Origin of the sequence: Campylobacter concisus, assembly GCF_003049735.1 — a bacterium.
Taxonomy (GTDB): Bacteria; Campylobacterota; Campylobacteria; order Campylobacterales; family Campylobacteraceae; genus Campylobacter_A; species Campylobacter_A concisus_AN.
The window spans coordinates 1-2,159 of sequence record NZ_PIRM01000014.1 but is presented as its reverse complement, the minus strand read 5'-3'; the positions used below and the strand labels follow the sequence as shown (position 1 = coordinate 2,159).

The following is a 2,159-nucleotide window of genomic DNA, read 5'->3' as shown; positions in this document are numbered from 1 at the left end:
TATTTTTATGGTATTAAAAGGGTGATGGCTTTATAATCATTGGAATTTTTAAGAGACTGTCCCACTTTTGTAACTAAGTGTTCCACTCTTAAAGGAAATTTTAAAGAAAGGGAAAGAACAAAAGCATCACTGCTAGTGCCTAAAATAGGATATTTTGGTGTCAAAGGGGAGACTTGAACTCCCGACCTCCGGCTTATGAGGGTTTAAAAATAAACCTTGTGTAAGCACCAAAAAGACGGCACACAGCCAGTTTCACACTAAATATCTGCTACATTTTGCTACAAAGTTATATTGCATAGGTAACAAATATGCAATATCTAGTCAAACGAAATGGCATATACTACTTTAGAGTAGCTATCCCAATATATCTGAGGCCTTATTTTAGTAATAAAACCGAATATATAACCTCCTTCCTCACAAAACGCTTTGATACAGCAAAAAATCGTGCTAAGATCTACTCTATAATTTTTAACGCTATCAAAAAGGCATGGAAGATGAATTTGACCAGCGAACTTATAGAGCACTTGGTGCTTATGCTCTTAAAAGCCAAGGAGGCCAAAAGTATCAAAGAGCATGATATGCTTGGCAGATATATAAATTTAGATGGACTACTATCACTAAATTTGTTTTTAAAACAGAGTTTAAAAGAAGATAGCTTACCCAGTGTCATATCAAAAGAGGTTGATGAGATCTGCAAAAAGCTATCTTGCGCTGACTCTCACACCAAAAAGCTTCTTGGCAAAAGAGTGCTTGAGGCAACGATAGATAACATAAATCACATATCATATAAGATGTGCAAAAATCAAAAGCTACTAAATGATAAGCAACAAGCATTTGTACCACTTGGTAAAAAACATAAGAGCACAAATTTAGATAATGGCACCAAAGACGAGATAGCAAAATGCGTTAAAGATAGTAACTTGCATAGCTATCAAGACGACATAGAGACTTTAAAAAGGCAGAATTTGGTGCTGCCTTTCACTAAAAAGTCCTTAAAACACTCTGTTAGTGAGCTAAGAGATGCCATAAATGAGCTAGCTAGGCAAAAGGGAGCACTCACACAAAACGATATCCTAAGAATATTTGGTTGTGAGTTATCGCCAGATGGAAACAACGAGCTAAGTGATGATCTAAAATTTGGGTATGGAAATTTAGATGATCCTACCTTTGGCGGTCAGGTAAAGCTATATAAGGCAGATAAATATGAAGATAAGGGCATAGTTTTAAGTGACATTGAGGCTAAAAACCTTGCGATAGATGATACAAGTGATGCTAGTGGCATGACTTTCAATGAAGCTATAAATTTCTTTCAAAAGCTCTTCTCAAATAGAGCTAAAAGCTTTATATCGCAGCTAGGCTCATCTACTAAAAGCGAGAGTAAGGCTGACACGGTCACGCTAAAGAGTGCTTTTGAAAACTATATATCAAACACGAGCATTTCAAACAACTGGAGTGATAGTACATTTGGTCTTGTTAGACATGTTGGACGGCTAATGTCTATGAATTTTGGTGATGAGCTAGATATTAAAAAGATAAAAAGAGATGACTTGCTAAATTTCAGAAATATCTTGCTACAACTACCAACCAAGCTCTCTCAAAATAGTCTCTATAAAGATAAGAGCATAGATGAGATCATAGCTTTGGCAAAAGATAGACCAAAAATTTCTAAATCAACCATCAAGAAGTATATTGTTAGAGTTAGTGAGTTTTTTAAATACTGCTACGATAGCGAATATATAGATAAGAACCCTGCTGTGGATCTACAAATAAATTTAAACCAAGATGATGTTACAAATAAAAACCCTTATGAAGATAGTGACGTAAATGCACTTTTGGATCTTGTTAGTAAGATTAGATCAAATGGTGATACTAAAAGTCAAAGAATTAGCAAAGATGAGCTATTTTTCGTTACTCATATAGCAGCTTACTCCGGCATGAGACTAAATGAGATAATCCAGTTAAACACAGATGACATAGTTGAAAAATATAACATAGTATGCTTTAGTTTAAATACAAAAGTAGATGTAAAAACAGGTAAGAGCAAAACTTTAAAGACCAGAAACTCTGCAAGGATTGTTCCTGTCCACTCTAAGCTAAATAGCATTGGGCTATTTGAATTTATAGAGAATAAAAAGAAGCTAGCTAGGAAATGTGGCAAA

At 34.7% G+C, this 2,159-nt stretch carries 1 protein-coding gene; it reads left to right on the top strand.

The genetic code is table 11. From position 1 onward, the window contains the following. Nucleotides 1–308: 308 nt before the first annotated feature. A partial coding sequence (locus CVS97_RS09210; protein ID WP_107785853.1) for a DUF6538 domain-containing protein occupies nt 309–2,159 on the top strand: 1,851 nt, incomplete at its 3' end.